This window comes from Herbaspirillum sp. CAH-3 (assembly GCF_009668275.1).
GTDB lineage: Bacteria > Pseudomonadota > Gammaproteobacteria > Burkholderiales > Burkholderiaceae_D > Herbaspirillum > Herbaspirillum aquaticum.
Window position 1 is genome coordinate 263813 of sequence record NZ_VSWE01000006.1, and the last position, 16566, is coordinate 280378.

At 62.7% G+C, this 16566-nt stretch carries 13 protein-coding genes; 5 read left to right on the top strand and 8 right to left on the bottom strand.

The window, feature by feature from the left end; translation table 11 throughout:
- Nucleotides 1-87 precede the first annotated feature (87 nt).
- Nucleotides 88-1392 (bottom strand): isocitrate lyase, encoded by a 1305-nt coding sequence (aceA, locus tag FYB76_RS10010; protein WP_034333643.1) that lies wholly within the window; start codon nt 1390-1392, stop codon nt 88-90.
- Nucleotides 1393-1544: 152 nt separating this feature from the next.
- Nucleotides 1545-1766 (bottom strand): hypothetical protein, encoded by a 222-nt coding sequence (locus FYB76_RS10015; protein WP_154133554.1) that lies wholly within the window; start codon nt 1764-1766, stop codon nt 1545-1547.
- A gap of 121 nt (nt 1767-1887) precedes the next feature.
- Here FYB76_RS10015 and FYB76_RS10020 point away from each other — a divergent pair, with 121 nt between their 5' ends.
- On the top strand, nt 1888-4119 hold the full coding sequence (locus FYB76_RS10020) for an FUSC family membrane protein (RefSeq protein ID WP_088754027.1): 2232 nt from the start codon (nt 1888-1890) through the stop codon (nt 4117-4119).
- A gap of 75 nt (nt 4120-4194) precedes the next feature.
- Here the strand turns inward: FYB76_RS10020 and rraA are convergent, their stop codons facing one another.
- The 5 genes from rraA to FYB76_RS10045 form a co-directional block, all read right to left on the bottom strand.
- Entirely contained in the window at nt 4195-4695 is a 501-nt protein-coding gene (rraA, locus tag FYB76_RS10025) for a ribonuclease E activity regulator RraA (protein ID WP_088753801.1), read from the bottom strand.
- Nucleotides 4696-4741: 46 nt separating this feature from the next.
- On the bottom strand, nt 4742-6427 hold the full coding sequence (locus tag FYB76_RS10030) for a diguanylate cyclase (RefSeq protein WP_195724612.1): 1686 nt from the start codon (nt 6425-6427) through the stop codon (nt 4742-4744).
- 489 nt (nt 6428-6916) lie between these two features.
- Nucleotides 6917-9505, bottom strand: a complete 2589-nt coding sequence (gene clpB, locus FYB76_RS10035; protein ID WP_154133556.1) for an ATP-dependent chaperone ClpB — start codon at nt 9503-9505, stop codon at nt 6917-6919.
- A 105-nt stretch (nt 9506-9610) separates the two neighbouring features.
- Complete coding sequence (crcB, locus tag FYB76_RS10040; RefSeq protein WP_088753799.1) at nt 9611-9985, bottom strand: fluoride efflux transporter CrcB; 375 nt, start codon at nt 9983-9985, stop codon at nt 9611-9613.
- 18 nt (nt 9986-10003) lie between these two features.
- Nucleotides 10004-10984 carry a LysR family transcriptional regulator gene (locus FYB76_RS10045; RefSeq protein WP_154133557.1) on the bottom strand — a complete coding sequence of 327 codons (981 nt, stop codon included), beginning with the start codon at nt 10982-10984 and terminating at the stop codon, nt 10004-10006.
- 215 nt (nt 10985-11199) lie between these two features.
- Here FYB76_RS10045 and FYB76_RS10050 point away from each other — a divergent pair, with 215 nt between their 5' ends.
- The 4 genes from FYB76_RS10050 to FYB76_RS10065 all read left to right on the top strand — a co-directional run bounded on the left by FYB76_RS10050 (nt 11200) and on the right by FYB76_RS10065 (nt 16096).
- Nucleotides 11200-12663: an efflux transporter outer membrane subunit gene (locus FYB76_RS10050; protein ID WP_154133558.1), complete on the top strand. Its 1464-nt coding sequence runs from the start codon at nt 11200-11202 to the stop codon at nt 12661-12663.
- Nucleotides 12660-14864 carry an FUSC family protein gene (locus tag FYB76_RS10055; RefSeq protein WP_088753797.1) on the top strand — a complete coding sequence of 735 codons (2205 nt, stop codon included), beginning with the start codon at nt 12660-12662 and terminating at the stop codon, nt 14862-14864. The genes FYB76_RS10050 and FYB76_RS10055 overlap by 4 nt, the downstream gene beginning before the upstream one ends.
- Nucleotides 14854-15054: a DUF1656 domain-containing protein gene (locus tag FYB76_RS10060; protein WP_088753796.1), complete on the top strand. Its 201-nt coding sequence runs from the start codon at nt 14854-14856 to the stop codon at nt 15052-15054. Before FYB76_RS10055 ends, FYB76_RS10060 begins: the two co-directional genes overlap by 11 nt.
- A gap of 67 nt (nt 15055-15121) precedes the next feature.
- Nucleotides 15122-16096, top strand: coding sequence for an HlyD family secretion protein (locus tag FYB76_RS10065; protein ID WP_154133559.1), 975 nt, complete (start codon nt 15122-15124; stop codon nt 16094-16096).
- 54 nt (nt 16097-16150) lie between these two features.
- Here FYB76_RS10065 and FYB76_RS10070 read toward each other — a convergent pair whose 3' ends face one another.
- Entirely contained in the window at nt 16151-16438 is a 288-nt protein-coding gene (locus FYB76_RS10070) for a helix-turn-helix transcriptional regulator (protein WP_154133560.1), read from the bottom strand.
- Nucleotides 16439-16566: the final 128 nt, after the last annotated feature.

Genomic DNA, 16566 nt, shown 5'->3' on the forward strand with positions numbered 1-16566 from the left:
GTTCGGGGATCTCCCCGCCGGCCCGCGCAAGGATGCGGGCCGGCGTTACATCACACACATTCACTCAAACTTCGGCATCACCTCGGGTCAGGCGGCCTTCTTGGCCTTGTCATCGAAGAATTGTTCATCTTCGGTCGAACCGTGCAGGGCCGTGGTCGACGACTGGCCTTGCTGGATGGCCTGGGTCACGGCGTCGAAGTAGCCGGTGCCGACTTCGCGCTGGTGCTTGACCGCCGTGAAGCCCTTGGAGGCGGCGGCGAATTCGGCTTCCTGCAACTCCACGAAGGCCGACATCTGGTTGCGGGCATAGCCGTGCGCCAGGTTGAACATCGAGTAGTTCAGCGCATGGAAACCAGCCAGCGTGATGAACTGGAACTTGTAGCCCATGGCACCCAGTTCGCGCTGGAACTTGGCGATGGTGGCATCGTCCAGGTTCTTCTTCCAGTTGAAGGACGGCGAGCAGTTGTAGGCCAGCAGCTTGCCAGGGAACTTGGCGTGGATGGCTTCGGCGAAGGTCTTGGCGAAAGCCAGGTCCGGCTTGCCGGTTTCGCACCAGACCATGTCCGCATACTCGGCATAGGCCAGGCCACGCGAGATCGCCTGGTCGATGCCCGGATGGGTCTTGAAGAAGCCTTCCACGGTACGCTCGCCCGACAGGAAGGGCTTGTCGTTGGCATCCACGTCGGAAGTCAGCAGGTCGGCGGCTTCGGCATCGGTACGGGCGATCACCAGGGTCTTGGTGCCCATGACGTCGGCAGCCAGCCGGGCGGCGTTGAGCTTTTCACAGGCTTCGCGGGTCGGCACCAGCACCTTGCCACCCATGTGGCCGCACTTCTTGACCGAGGCCAGCTGGTCTTCGAAGTGCACGCCGGCGGCACCGGCTTCGATCATCGACTTCATCAGTTCGAAGGCATTCAGGACACCACCGAAACCGGCTTCGGCATCGGCCACGATGGGCGCGAAGAAGTCGATGTCGTCACGGCCTTCGGACCACTGGATCTGGTCGGCACGGGCGAAGGTGTTGTTGATACGCTTGACCACCATCGGCACCGAGTTGGCCGGGTACAGCGACTGGTCGGGATACATTTCACCGGCCAGGTTGGCATCGCCAGCCACTTGCCAGCCGGACAGGTAGATGGCCTTCAGGCCGGCCTTCACCTGCTGCATGGCCTGGTTGCCGGTCAGTGCGCCCAGGGCGTTGACGAAGGGTTCGTTGTGGACCAGGTTCCAGAGCTTGTCGGCACCGCGCTTGGCCAGGGTGTGCTCGATTTGCAGCGAGCCGCGCAGGCGGACCACGTCGGCAGCGCTGTAGTTGCGCTTGATGCCCTTCCAGCGCGGGTTCTCTGCCCAGTCGCGTTCCAGGGCCTGGATTTGCTGTTCACGTGTGCTCATGTGGATCTCCTTGTTGGTCAATATGAAGTGGCTTGAAACCGGATGAAATCGTTGATTCCATGACTTCATAGTAGGCCTGGCGAAGCAGAGCAACAATGTCTTATATAAGATATCTGTAAAATTTTTATATCAATAAAAACAGACACTTACATTCATGATTTTGCGATACGAAACGAAAATCCGGACAATGAAAAAGATTTTTGATGCAGCGCACCGGCGTTTTTCACAATACGAAACGACGATTTCGTATCGTAAAAAATCGAAGAAATGAAACCTCTTGCACGCACTTCGTTCATAAGAAAGCGATCTTTGGTGAAGGCATCTACAGCAGCAGCTGCCCCGCCGAAGTCCCTGAAGCACGCTTTTCCCGTCATCTTTCTGCCGCCAGAACTGCCTTTATCTTCGTAATGCGGTCCGGTTGTCTAAATGCAAAAGAAGGCAGAGAATAAGCGCCTAACTCATTCCAAAGCGGCGATGCAACGCCGTCCCGTCTACATGCATTACGCCCTGGACATTCGCACCTTCCTCTTCAGTCATTATTTCTATACGGGTGTGCGAATCGCGATCGGGGTGGTCGGCCTGACCCTCCTGGTGTTCAACGTGGCTGACATGCCGACCACGATGACGGTCTTCCTCGGTGCGCTCTGTACCAGCCTGATGGACCTGCCCAGCCCGCTGCGCCACAAGTTCAACGAGATGCTGGCGGGGGTGCTGCTCTGCACGGTGGTCATGCTGGTCATCAGCCTCTGTGCGCCGGTGCCGTGGCTGGTCAGCGCGATGATGGTGGTGGTGAGTTTCTTCGCCAGCATGATGGTGGTCTATGGCAAGAAGACCATGCCGCTGCAGTTCGCGGCACTCATGGTGATGACGCTGTCGATGGAAAACCAGGTCCCCATCGCCGATGCCTTCCTGCATGCCGGCCTGTTCCTAGGCGGCGGGCTGGGCTACCTGGCTTATTCGATGGCGGTATCGTGGTTCCTGCGCCGCCGCATCAAGCAGCAGGTGCTGGCCGAAGCGCTCTTCGAGCTGGCGCGCTACCTGCGCATCAAGGCTGATTTCTATGACGTCAAGCATGACCTGGCCAGCCAGTTCAACCAATTGGTGCGCCAGCAGATCGTGGTGGCCGACAAGCAGCAGGCCTCGCGCGACCTGATCCTGCGAGACCTGCATACCAAGCAGGATGGCCTGCTGGTGCAGGTGCACCTGTCGATGCTGGAGCTGTATGAACAGGTGCTCTCCACCCACGCCGATTACGCCTTCCTGCGCCAGCACTTCGGCGAGACCGACGTGATGATCTTCCTGCGCGACCTGGCCACCAAGGCAGCACAGGATATCGAATCGATCGCCTACGCGATCACCCGCAAGAAGGCTTCCGAACCCAGCGTGAACTACAAGGCCGAGCTGCGCGCGGTGCAGTTCGAGATGCAGGAACTGGCCCAGCCCGGTCCGCGCCAGGCCTCGCAGGAAGCGCTCACCCTGCTGCGCGTGACCTACAACAAGATCCGCGACATCATCGAGTTCATCGGCCAGGTGCACCAGGCCACGCAAAATCCGGTCGATCCGCTGCCCATCCTGCCGGGTTCGGACATGACGCCCTTCCTGACCCAGCAGAAATTCAAGTTCAACATGCTGCTGGTGAACCTGCGCTGGCAGTCGCCGATCTTCCGCTTTGCCATCCGGGTGGCGCTGGCGGTGACCACGGGCCTGTGGATTGCCGGGCTGCTGCCCTACATGGCGCACGGCTACTGGATCGTGCTGACCATCGTCATCATCCTGAAGCCCAATTTCAGCGCCACCAAGCAGCGCATGGCAGACCGCCTGATCGGCACCGTGATCGGCTGCCTGATCACCATGCTGATCCTGCGCTTCGTGCACAACCCGCTGGGCCAGCTGGCGGTGCTGTTTGCGGCCAGCGTGGCAGCCCCCGCCTTTACCTACATCAAGTACCGCTACACCGCCATTGCCGCCTCGGTGCAGATCCTGATGCTGCTCAACCTGCTGGTACCGGCCGGCCACCAGGGCGTGATCGGCGAGCGGCTCATCGATACCCTCATCGGCGTCGTGATCGCCACCGTGTTCAGCTACGTGCTGCCGGCCTGGGAGTACCGCGACCTGCCCAAGCTGCTGCGCAACGTGCTCAAGTCCAGCCAGCGCTATCTCACCGCCAGCCGCGACCTGCTGGAGGGCAAGGTCAAGGATGACTTCTTCTACCGGGTCTGCCGCAAGGGCTTCATGGACAGCCTGGCCGCGCTCATCTCGGCGCTGGTGCGCATGATGGATGAACCAGCCACCAAGCAGCGCGCGGTCCGTGAGCTGAACCGCTTCATCGTGCAGAACTACCTGGTGGCCGCCCATATCGCCGCCTTGCGCCTGATGCTGCGGCGGCATCAGGAAAACATGCCCCAAAGCGCGGTGGCCAGGCTGATCGAGGAGACCTACCTGGAAGCCAGCCAGCACCTGGCAGAAGCCCAGCGCCTGCTGGCACCCAAGCCGAGAAAACGGGGCGGTGCCGTGGTGGTGTCGCCCGAGGCGGCTGAGGACAAGGCCCTGTCAGGCAAGATCGAACTGATCGGCCCGGTCACGCCGGAACCAGTGCCGGCCGAGGCCAGCGCCTGGTCCGGCTGGGACAACCTGCGCCGCCGTACCAGCCTGCTGAACCAGGATTTGAAGGAAATTGTCAGCCAGACCGAGGCCATCGACCGGGTGCTGCGCAAGCCCGCAGACTGAGCGGCTCTCGATGCCCAAACAAAAGCCCGCACGCGGCGGGCTTGGGAGCTTGCTCTCGAAGGTGAAGGAAAACGCTCAAAGCGCGGTGCGCGAGACCAGCACCCCATCCACGTCGGCATAGATCCAGTCGCCCGGATGCACGGCCACGCCGGCAATGCCGACCTTGATATCCGCATCCCCCGCGCCCTTGCGGAAGCTGCGCTGGGGATGGGTCGCCAGCGCCCGGATGCCGACCTCGCAGGCATTGAGTTCAGCTGCATCGCGTACGCAGCCATTGACCAGGATGCCGGCCCAGCCGTTGTCCTGGGCCAGTTGTGCCAGGTTGCCGCCGACCAGGGCGCAGCGCAGGCTGCCGCCGCCATCGACCACCAGTACGTCGCCATTGCCAGGCGTTTCCAGGGTTTTGCGCACCAGCACGTTGTCTTCGAAGACCTTGAGCGTGCGCGCCGGACCGGCGAAGGCCTGCTTGCGGCCGAAGGACGCGAAGATGGGCGGCAGCACGTGCAGCGTGCCGGCGGCCAGCTTGTCTTCATTGGCGTCGCACAGGTCGCAGGTGGCAAAGCTGGCAAGGGTCATGGGGTTCTCCGGGCGTTCGATGGTGGGTGGGGCAGCTGAAGGCAAATCACACCGACAGGATGCGATGCAGGCGCTTCTGGTCGAACATACGTGAATCGGCCACCCGCAGCAAGGTTTCCACGTCCAGCCCGTCGTCCGGATAGAGCGACACCCCCACCGAGGCATCGACCGTGTACTGCTGGCCATCCCGCCCTTCGATGGGCTTGTTGACCGCATGGCGGATCTTGTCGGCGATGCTGCGGGCCACTTCCATCTCGGTCACACCGTGCAGGTAGACCACGAATTCGTCCCCACCAAAGCGCGCCACCGAATCGTCGTGGCGCAGGCTGTGCTGCAAACGCTCGGCAATGGCGACCAGAACCTTGTCGCCCTCGTCATGGCCGTATTCGTCATTGACCGCCTTGAAGCGATCCAGGTCGATGAAGAGCAAGGCGAAATGCAGCGGTACGGCCTGCGAACTGTTGCGGCGGCGGAAATCGATCTGCGCGATCAGCGAATCACGGTTCAGGACATTGGTGAGGCGGTCGGTGCGCAGGTTGCGCTCCATTTCCACGAAACTTTGCGCCAGCTGGCCGATTTCATCGTTGCGATCGATATTGAGTGTCGGGAACGGACTGCCGTTGCCGATGCTCTTGGCCGCCAGGGTCAGCTTGCGGATATCGCGCAGCACCCAGCGCAGCAGCAGGAAACCGATCACGAAGGTCAGGCACACCGCCAGCAAGCCCAAAATGAGCGTCTGGTAGACGCCGCTGGTGACCGAGCCCAGGAAGTCCGAGCGCGGCGCCGTGCTGATGGCCAGCCATTCGAGTCCGGCCGGATCGCGATGCAGGCGGAACGCCACTTCGATCTTGCTGCCCTGGCTGCGCGAACCGAGCAGGACCAGCTTGTCGGGCTCGGGGCTGTGCGCGCCGAGATAGCGCCGCACTTCGTCGTACGCCTGCTGCACCAGAGGCGACCTGCTCTGGCTGGCATTGAGCCGTAGCGGTTCGCCGCCCTGCTCGCCGGCCTGGTAGATGGGTTCATCCAGGGAAGTGGCCACCATGTCGCCCTTCATCTCGGTGACGAAGGCCACCCCGTTGGCCGACAGCGGTACCTGGTGCAGCAAGGTCGTGAGCTGCTGCAGCCCGATACTGCTGTTGGCCACGCCCAGCAGGGCGCCGTCGGCATCGAAGATGGGCTTGGAGAGATTGATGCCGACGATGTTCTTGACCCGGTAATCGATATACACCGGCGACCAGGTCTCGCGGCCCTGCTGCACCGCCTGCACGTACCAGGGGCGCTTGCGCGGCTCGTAGTCCTGCTCGGCGACCAGTTTCATTTCGGTACCGGGCCCGCGCAGGTAATAGACGAAGTTCTTCTGCCCCGGCTCACGCACGCTGTACATGAAGACGCTGGGCTGCTCCTGCTTGATGCCCAGGAAGCTGCCGTCGGCACCGCCGAAGTAGACGTAGCTGGGCTCATCGAAGAGCGAATTGGCCAGCCACAGCCGCTCTTCGAGTTCCTTGCGGCTCTTGGGGAAAGGCAGGTTGGCCGGTGCCTGGCCCGCCTCGGCCGGCGGCACCGACTGTGGCGCCACCACATTCAAGGTTTCGCGCGCGCCCATGGTCTGCCGGGTGATGGCCTGGCTCACGCGCCCCATCACTTCGGTCAGGGCATTGCGCGCCAGTACCTCGGTGGCGTCATCGCCTGCCCGATAGAGAAACCAGCCGATGGTCAGCACCAGACAGACCATCAGGAAAATGAACGGCAAGATGAATAGCCGTTGCAAGGACGATTGCTTCAGAATCGCCCCCTGCCGTGCCATGAACCCCTGCTTCTTTGCGTCACACCCTGACCCTTTATCGCCGAATGAACCATGAATCCCTTGCTGCCAGGCAATCCGGTACCACCTGGCGATTGCTGGCCGGGCTTGCGCCCCTTGTCGATGGCGCACCGATCTTTTATGGTTGTGGCGCGTCCCCCTTGGGTGAAGTAAATATCACATTCCCCTTCTCTTGGGGAGGTTTTTTGCAATGCGGCGAAAGAAAGCGCAGCCGCCAAACGAACCGGGCTCCACGCCGGGCGCAGTTTAGTGAAAATTCGTCAATTATTTTAATAATATTGCAACTTTTGCGAACGCATGAACGCAACACGGGCCGTGGCCTGCACTTCCTTTCCACAAACGACGTAAAAAAGCGGCGGAACATGAACACATGTTCCGCCGCTTCACCTGCCCGGCCGATCAGGCCTTGCTGAAGGCCAGTTGCCCGTTCTGCACGTCGACCTGCACCACATCCTTGGGGCCGAACTTGCCTGCCAGGATCTGCTTGGAGAGCGGATTTTCGATCTCCTGCTGGATGGCACGCTTCAAAGGACGAGCGCCATAGACCGGATCGAAACCAGCCTCGGCGATCTTCTGCAAGCCGGCTTCGCTGATGTTCAGGCCGATATCGAGCTTGGCCAGGCGTTGTTCCAGGATACGCAGCTGGATCTTGGCGATGGCGCCGATGTTCTTGGCGTCCAGCGCGTGGAAGACCACGATTTCATCCACCCGGTTGATGAATTCCGGGCGGAAATGCGTGCGCACCTCGGCCATCACCGCCAGCTTCACCAGTGCCGGATCGCTGTCTTCCATGCTCTGGATCTTGTGCGAACCCAGGTTGGAGGTCATCACGATCACGGTATTCTTGAAGTCCACGGTACGGCCCTGGCCATCGGTCATGCGGCCATCGTCCAGCACCTGCAGCAGCACGTTGAAGACATCCGGGTGCGCCTTCTCGATTTCATCGAGCAGGATCACGCTGTAAGGCTTGCGCCGGACGGCTTCGGTCAGGTAACCACCTTCTTCGTAGCCGACATAGCCCGGCGGGGCGCCGATCAGGCGGGCCACCGAATGCTTCTCCATGAACTCGCTCATGTCGATGCGGATCATGGCTTCTTCGGTATCGAAGAGGTAGGAGGCCAGCGCCTTGCACAGCTCGGTCTTGCCCACGCCCGTGGGGCCCAGGAACATGAAGGAGCCATACGGCTTGCTGGGGTCGCCCAGACCGGCGCGCGAACGGCGGATGGCGTCGGACACCGCCACGATGGCTTCGTCCTGGCCGACCACGCGTTCATGCAGCACGTCTTCCATGTGCAGCAGTTTTTCGCGCTCGCCCTGCATCATGCGCGAGACCGGGATACCGGTGGCGCGCGCGACGATCTCGGCAATTTCCTCGGCACCTACCTGGGTGCGGACCAGCTTGGGCTTCTCGCTCTTGACGCCGGCGGCATCCTTCTTGTTCTGCACCTCCAGTGCCGCTTCAAGTTCGGCCAGCTTGCCGTACTTCAGCTCGGACACCTTCTGCCAGTCGCTCTTGCGGGTGGCCTCTTCCATCTGCAGGCGCACCTTCTCGATTTCTTCCTTCAACTGCTGGCCGCCCTGGGCAGTCGATTTCTCGGCTTTCCAGATTTCTTCGAGGTCGGCGTATTCCCGCTCGAGCTTCTCGATTTCTTCCTCGATCAGCTGCAGGCGCTTCTGCGAGGCTTCGTCCTTCTCGCGCTTGACAGCTTCGCGTTCGATCTTGAGCTGGATCAGGCGGCGGTCGAGCTTGTCCATGACTTCCGGCTTGGAGTCGATTTCGATCTTGATCTTGGAAGCGGCTTCGTCGATCAGGTCGATGGCCTTGTCCGGCAGGAAGCGATCGGTGATGTAGCGGTGCGACAGCTCGGCAGCGGCCACGATGGCCGGGTCGGTGATGTCCACGCCATGGTGCACTTCATATTTTTCCTGCAAACCACGCAGGATGGCGATGGTGGCTTCCACGCTGGGCTCGTCGACCAGGATCTTCTGGAAGCGGCGCTCAAGGGCCGCATCCTTTTCGATGTACTGGCGGTATTCATCCAGGGTGGTGGCGCCCACGCAGTGCAGTTCGCCGCGGGCCAGGGCCGGCTTCAACATGTTGCCGGCATCCATGGCGCCTTCGGCCTTGCCGGCACCGACCATGGTGTGCAGCTCATCGATGAAGACGATGGTCTGACCTTCGTCCTGGGCGATTTCCTTGAGGACCGCCTTCAGCCGCTCCTCGAATTCCCCGCGATACTTGGCACCGGCCAGCAGTGCCGCCATATCCAGCGACAGCACGCGCTTGGACTTGAGGCTGTCCGGCACTTCACCATTGACGATGCGCTGGGCCAGGCCTTCCACGATGGCGGTCTTGCCCACGCCGGGTTCGCCGATGAGCACCGGATTGTTCTTGCTGCGCCGTTGCAACACCTGGATGGCGCGGCGAATTTCATCGTCGCGGCCGATCACCGGATCGAGCTTGCCGGCGCGGGCGCGCTCGGTCAGGTCCAAGGTGTACTTTTTGAGGGCTTCACGCTGGCCTTCGTCCTGTTGGGAAGACACGGAAGCACCGCCGCGCACGGCTTTGATGGCTGCTTCCAGCGACTTGCGGGTGAGTCCGTTTTCACGGGCGGCGCGACCGGCATCGGACTTGTCGTCGGCCAGGCCCAGCAGCACCATTTCACTGGCGACGAACTGGTCGCCATGCTTTTGTGCTTCCTTGTCGGCCAGGTTGAGCAGCGCCACCAGCTCGCGGCCAACCTGCACCTCGCCGCCGTTGCCGGAGACCTGCGGCAGGCGCTTGACGGCGGCCTGCAAGGCGGTGGAAAGACCGTTCACATTCACGCCGGCGCGCTGCAGCAGCGAGCGCGCACCGCCGTCGTCCTGGTTCAGCAGGGCCAGGATGAGGTGAACGGGTTCGATATATTGATTGTCGTGGCCGACGGCTTGGGATTGCGCGTCAGCCAGGGCTTCCTGCAATTTGGTGGTGAGTTTGTCGAGACGCATGGTTCGCTCCAATTTTTCAATGAGATGAAAGTTGGGCCAGCGCCTACGATTTTCAAGCAATGATCGTGCCGTCTGTTTTGATCTGCATCATGTCGGCAAAAATAGTCATCCCGCCAAGGCACGATAGCTTGCAAACCCGGCAACGCAGAGCACGATGGAGCCCAGCAGATGCAGCCCCGAATGCCCGATGGCCCACAGGTAATCGCCCCGTTGCAGCAGGATCATGGACTCGGCGGAGAAGGTCGAGAAGGTGGTCAGCCCGCCCAGCACGCCAGTCACGGCAAACAGCCGCCATTCCGGTGCCAGCGCAGGATGCTGCTCGAAATAGGCCACCATGAAGCCGATCACATAGGCGCCGATCCAGTTGGCCGCCAGGGTACCCAGCGGTACGAAGTGCCCGTCCACATTCCACACCACGGAGATGCGCCAGCGCAACCAGGCACCCAGTGCTGCTCCCATCCCGACCGCCAGCCATCCCATCACGTTCCCCCCGATTGATCAGGCCAGCGGCCCGCTGCGCGCGGCCAGGCCCTGCATTTCTTCACGCAGGCTGCCCAGGCGTGCCAGCGCCTGATGGTCTTCCTGCAAGGTCCGGTCCACTGTTTCGTGCATCCAGTCCACCCAGGTGCTGATCTTGGCATCCAGGTACTGCCGCGAAGGATACAGCGCATAGACCCCCATGGTCTGCAAGCGATGCTGCGGCAGCACCCGCACGATGGTACCGGCGCGCAAGGCATCCACGGCCGAATAGATGGGCAGCACGCCGATGCCCATGCCCTCGCGGATGGCGGTGAGCATGGCCTCGGCCACGTTGACCTGGAAATTGCTCCTGACGGCGACGACCGCCTCGCCGTCAGGCCCTTCCAACACCCACTCCACCAGCGGTGAAATGGGACTGACCAGTTGCAGGCAGGCGTGATTGTCCAGATCGGCGGGCTGCTGCGGCACGCCGTATTTGTCCAGGTAAGCCGGCGAGGCACACAGCAGGCTGAAGGTACTGCCGAGCTGGCGGTAGATCAGGCCCGAGTCCGGCAGCTCGCGCGCCACCACCAGGGAGACGTCATAGCCTTCTTCGAGCATGTCCGGGATGCGCTGGGCCAGGGTCAGTTCGACGGCCACATCCGGATAGCGCTTGTGGTAGCCGGAAATGGACGGGATGACATAGCGCTGGCCCAGGCTGGTCATGGCATGGATGCGCAGGCGGCCGGAGGGCTTGACGTAGGCGGCGCTGGCTTCGGCCTCGGCCTCATCGACATAGGCCATGATCTGCTGGCAACGCAGCAAATATCGCTCGCCCGCTTCGGTCAGGGCGATGCGGCGCGTGGTACGGTTCATCAGCCGGGTGCGCAGATGCCGCTCCAGATCAGCCACGGCCCGCGAGACGTGCGCCGTGGTCAGGCTCATTTGCTGGGCTGCCTGGGTGAAACTGCCGGCTTCCACGACGCGCGCGAAGACGCGCATGTTTTGCAGGGTATCCATCCTATTGTTCCTATCTCTGTAACAAGGTGCAGGCGTCCACCAACCAGGACCGCCTGCAACAGGCGCAGTGCGCCATGCCAGCATTGTTACCCAGAACGAAGCAATGATTGTTGCTACATCTGATATAAACCTTTGCGAAATACCGTATTTTTTTGGAAATAATTACAAAATAGAATACGTTACTTCTGATATTTGCACATTTTTTGGGTAATTCCATGACACGTATCGCCTTTTCAAAGCTGCCCGCGCTGACCGTCGTTGCGCTCTCGCTGACAATGGCCGGTTGCGCCGACCAAGGCGGCATCCAGCCGCAGGCACAGGTGCGCGACGTGGCCGTGCTCGACGCCGGCCAGGCCATCCGCCAGGCCGCCAGCGAAGCCGGCTGGCCGCAGCGCGCCTGGTGGCAAGCGTATGGCGATGCGCAACTGAACCAGCTGGTGACCCGGGCCGTGGCCGGCAACCCCAGCATGGCCGTGGCAGCTGCCCGCGTGCGCCAGGCACAGTCGATGGCGGTAGTCGCCCATGCCGGTGAACTGCCCAGCGCCCAGCTGGATGTGTCGGTGGGCCGCAAGGACTGGTCCGACAACGTCTATTACGGCGCGGCCTTCCGCGACAAGCTGACCTGGAACAACACCGCGACCCTGGGTCTCTCCTACAACGTCGACCTGTGGGACCGCAACAAGAACGCCACCCTGCGCGCCGAGGATGAAATGCATGCCGTGGCCGCCGACGCGCGCGCCGCCCAGCTCGACCTGGAAGGCAATGTGGTACGCACCTACGTGCAGCTGGCGCTGCAGTACGGCCTGCTGGACAACACCGAAGCCATGCTCAAGGAAGAACAGAAAATCCTCGACCTGGCGCAGCGCCGCTTCAAGGGCGGGCTCGGTACCCAGCTGGAAATCACCCAGGCCGAATCTCCCTTGCCGGAGACCCGCCGCCAGATTGAAGCCCTGCAGGAAAACATTGCCCTGATCCGCAATCAGCTGGCCGCGCTGCTCGGTGCCGGCCCCGGCGCCGCCGACGGCATCACGCGGCCGGCCATGCAATTGCAGACCGCCCTGGGCCTGCCCAGCGCGCTGCCGGCCGACCTGGTGGGCCGCCGCCCTGACATCAGCGCCGCCCGCTGGCGCGTGGAGGCGGCCGCCAAGGGCATCTCGGTGGCCAAGGCGGCCTTCTACCCCAACATCAACCTGCTGGCCGGCATCGGCCCGGCCGCCGCCGGTGGCGGGCTGTTCTCGTTCCTCTCTGCCCCCAACCTGCAGACCACCTACGGCCCGGCGATCTCGCTACCCATCTTCGAGGGCGGACGCCTGCGCGGCCAGCTGGGTGCGGCCAGTGCCGGCTACGACATCGAGGTGGAGCACTACAATGCCCTGCTCTCGCAAGCCTTGAAAGGCATCGCCGACCAGGTTGTGACCCTGCAGTCGGTGGCACGCCAGCAGAAGCAGGCGCAGGAATCGGTGCAGGCTGCGCAGAAGAACGTCGACATCGCCACCCGTGCCTACCAGCGTGGCCTGACCGACTATCTCAACATCCTGCATGCGCAGACCCAATGGCTGCGCCAGCAGCAGATCGTGCAGCAATTGCAGGCACAGCGCCTGGCCGCCTTTGCGGCCCTGCAGACCGCACTGGGCGGCGGCATCGAGGATGAAGCACCGGCCAAGGTGGCGGCAAAATGAACACCCCTGCCCTTTCCCTGAAGGCACAGCTGCGCGAGGCTGCCACCGACTGGTGGCGCAGCGATGCGCCGACCTGGGTCTATGTCTTCAAGATGGTCTTCGCCGGCTTGCTGGCGCTGGGCATCGGTTATGGCCTGGACCTGGAGTCGCCACGCTCGGCATTGATCACGGTGTTCATCGTCATGCAGCCACAAAGCGGGATGATCCTGGCCAAGAGCTTTTACCGGGTCATCGGTACCCTGGTTGGCTCGGCTGCCGTGGTGGTCTTCGTCGGCCTGTTTGCCCAGACCCCGGAACTGTTCCTGCTGGCCTCGGCCCTGTGGATCGGGCTGTGTACCGTGGGCTCGGCCCACAACCGCAACTTCCGTTCCTATGGCTTCGTGCTCTCGGGCTATACGGTGGCGCTGATCGGCCTGCCCTCGGCCCTGCACCCTGCCGTCACCTTCGATTCGGTGATGACGCGGGTCAGCGAGATCATGGTTGGCATCGTCTGCGTGGGCCTGGTCAGCGCATTGGTGTTCCCGCAGGCCAGCGCCCCCGGACTGGTGCGCATCATCCGCGGCCGCTTCACCGCTTTCGTCGACCTGATCAGCGCGACACTGGGCGGCACCGCCGACCGCAAGCAGCTCGAAGCGACCAATGCGCGCTTCGTGGGCGACATCATCGGCCTGGAAGCCATGCGCAGCTCGGCCATCTTCGAGGATCCCGAAGTGCGCCTGCGCAGTGGCCGCCTCTCGCGCATGAACAGCGAGTTCATGGCCTTGTCGACACGCGTGCACGCGCTGCACCAGTTGATGAACCGCCTGCATGCCAACCCGGCCGCGAGTGCCCGCGTGGTGATCGAGGCCATTTCCCCCTACTACCGCGAAGTGCAACCCTTGCTCACCCGCGCCAGCGGCGAACCGGTCATGAGCGCGCTGGACGCCGCCGACGCCGCCCTGAAGCTGGATGCCTACAAGCGTGAGCTGCCGCGCCGCGTGCGGGCCACGCGCCATACGCTGTCCGAACAGTGCCAGAGCGACAGCGCCATGCTGGACTTCGATACGGCCTCCGAACTGCTTTATCGCGTCATCGAGGAACTGCACGCCTACACGCTGACCTATGCCTCGCTGACCCAGCGCCATCACGAGCGCGAGCAATGGGAGCACTCCTATGCGCCCAAGACCAGCATGACCACCGCCTTGATCGCCGGTGCCCGCGCCGCCATCGTGATGCTGGCCCTGGCCGCTTTCTGGATCGTCAGCGGCTGGCCCAGCGGCGACGTGGCCGTGCTCAATGCCGCCGCCTTCTGCGCCATCACCTCGGCCGCGCCCGATCCGGCCAAGGCGACCCGCACGGTGGCCATCGGCGTGCTCTTTGCTGCGGTCGCCGGCTACGTCTACACCTTCCACATCCTGCCGCGCCTGGATGGCTACTGGATGCTGGCCAGCGCGCTGATGCCGGTGCTGATGCTGGCCGTCTACCTGACCACGCGTCCCGCCTATGCAGGTTACGGCCTGGGGATCTGCATTTTCTTCCCCTTCCTGGCGGTGCCGGACAATTTTGCACACTTCAATGCGGCCGGTTACCTGAACGAGTCGGTGGCGCTGGTGGTGTCGCTCATCGTGACAGCGGTCGCCTTCATGCTGCTCTTGCCGCCCACCACCGACTGGACCGTGCGCGTGCTCGAAAAGCAGTTGCGCAAGCAGGTGGTCGATGCCTGCTTCGGCAAGCTGGCCCATCTGGCCTTGAAGTTCGAGAGCGGCACCCGCGACCTGATGCACCAGATCACCATGTTCACCAGCAGCCGTCCCCTGCTGCGCCAGAAGGCACTGGGCTGGATGTTTGCCACGCTGGAGGTGGGCCACGCCATCATCGAACTGCGCAGCGAATTGCACGGCATCCGTACTGAAACGCCGGATCTCTTGCCGCCCTCGGCCTACGCCGCCCTGGACCGGCTGCGCGAAGCCATCCCGGCGCTCTTTGCCCGGCCGTCGCCTGAGACCCTGGCCACGGCGCTGGCGGCCAACGATGCCACCATCACCGAGGTCCAGACCGCGATCGGCCCCCATTACCGCGAGCGCAACGAACGCCATCGCCTGCAACGCACCTTGAGTTACCTGCACTTCATCCGTACCGCCCTGCTGGACGAGCAATCACCGCTGCACACCATGCGCGCCGGGGGCCAGAACAACACAACGGGAGCCCGCCATGCCACGTGAGATTTCCTTCTTCGACGCCTATATTCCGACCGTCCTGCTGCTGGCCGTGGTGGCCGCCGTGCTGGCCATGTTGGCCGACCGCGTGCTGGTACGCTTCGGCTTCTACGAGCTGACCTGGCACCCCGCCTTGTTCCGGGTCAGCCTGTTCGTCTGCCTGGCGGCCTTGCTGGGGCTGGCGGTGTATCGCTAGCCCGGCACACTGCCTTGCGCGCCCATCCCTTTCGAAAAGATAAAGAAACAATCAGGAGTAGTTCATCATGCCGGTCAAATCGATCTTCCGCGTTCTCATCACCACGGCCATTTTCTTGCTGGCCATCCTGCTGGCCTGGAGCCTGTGGCAGCACTACATGCATTCCCCCTGGACCCGTGACGGCCGCGTACGCGCCGACGTGGTCAATATCGCCCCCGATGTGTCGGGCCAGGTGGTGGCCTTGCCGGTGCGCGACAACCAGCTGGTCAAGAAAGGCGACCTGCTGATGGAAATCGACCCGGCCCGCTACACCCTGGCGCTGCAGCAGGCAGAAGCTGCCGTCACGGCCCGCAAGGCCGACCTGGATGTGCGCAAGTCCGAAGTGGAAGCCCGTCGCGCCGACCTGAACATGCGCCGTGCGCAAGCCCGCCGCCGTGCCGACGTGGATGCGCTGGTGGTTTCGCGGGAAGCACGCGAAGATGCCGGCAGCCAGGTCACCGCCTCGCAAGCCCAGCTGGAAGCTGCGCAGGCCCAATTCCAAGGGGCGCAGGCGCAGTACCAGGCAGCGTTGTCGCAGCGGGATACGGCCAAGCTGAACCTGGAACGCACCAAGGTCTACTCGCCCGTGGATGGCTACATCACCAACCTGAGCGTGCGCCGGGGCGATTATGCAGCGGCCGGTGCAGCCAAGATCGCGGTGATCGACAGCCACTCTTTCTGGGTCTATGCCTACTTCGAAGAGACCAAGCTGCCGCTCTTGTCCATCGGCGACCGCGCCAAGATCCAGCTGATCAACGGCGCTTCCATGGAAGGTCATGTGGACAGCATCGCCCGCGGCATCTATGACCGCGACAACCCGCAGAGCCGCGAACTGACGGCCGACGTCAACCCGACCTTCAACTGGGTCCGCCTGGCCCAGCGCATCCCGGTACGCATCCACCTGGACAAGGTGCCGGAAAACGTCTTGCTGGCCTCGGGACTGACCTGCACGGTGGTGCTGGAGCCGGGCAGCGGCAAGCAGCAGGCGGTAGCGAAGAATTGATGACGTTGCAGTGAGATGAAACGATGAGGCGACCTGGCGACGGGTCGCCTTTTTTCATGGGCGCTTGCGCATCACGGCCCCGACGCACATGCCGACCGGCTTGAGCAGCTTGTCGGCCGTGGCCAGGGTGGGACTGGATTGACCGCGTTCAATGTCCTGCAGGGTACGGGCCGATACGCCGCACACCTTGGCATATTCGGCGATGGTCAGGCGCAAGGTGGTGCGAATCTTGCGAACCACGGCCGGTACCGGCAAGGTGGGATCGGCGGCCAAGTCATCGAAGAGTGCGCGGCGCTCTTCCATCTGCTCGATGGCGCTCAGGGGTTTGAAGCGTTTGTCCATTCAGAGCGCTTTCGGGTTGATGGCAGCCCAGTCAATCCGCGCGGGGGAATTCTGCAAGACAGCCTCAATTGAAATTGAGCGAAAAAACTTCATTTCCACACTTTAATATCACTATTAGCCGTAAAAAA